Source organism: Amycolatopsis mediterranei (assembly GCF_026017845.1).
Taxonomy (GTDB): Bacteria; Actinomycetota; Actinomycetes; order Mycobacteriales; family Pseudonocardiaceae; genus Amycolatopsis; species Amycolatopsis mediterranei.
On the sequence record NZ_CP100416.1, the window covers coordinates 2,161,408 to 2,161,835 of the forward strand.

The 428-nt window shown below is 71.7% G+C and carries 1 protein-coding gene; it reads left to right on the forward strand.

The features are described from left to right. Window positions 1-428 (forward strand): transposase family protein (locus tag ISP_RS48475; protein WP_265049900.1); only part of this gene is annotated, 428 nt, incomplete at both ends.

Below are 428 nucleotides of genomic sequence, written 5' to 3' on the forward strand. Positions count from 1 at the left end.
CGACGGGGTGTGCGACATTCGATCGGGTCGATCCTGGCGCTCGCCGCCGCAGCCGTAGTGGCCGGAGCCCAGTCCTTCACCGCGATCGGCGAATGGGCCGCCGACGCCCCACAGCCGGTACTGGCCGCGCTGGGCACACGATTCGACCCCCGCCAAGCCCGCTATGCAGCACCCGATGAAGCCACCGTGCGGCGCGTGGCCGGCCGGGTCGACGGCGACCTCCTCGACGACGTGATCAGCAACTGGCTCGCCCACCGCGACACCAGCACCACCGACCCGGCCGAGACCCCACCAGCGGCGATCGCGGTGGACGGCAAACCCTTGCGCGGCACCTTCGCCCGCACCGGAGGAGCCGGAGTGCACCTGCTCGCCGCGATCACCCACAACACGGCAACAGTGCTCGGGCAACGCCAGGTCCCAGCCGGCAA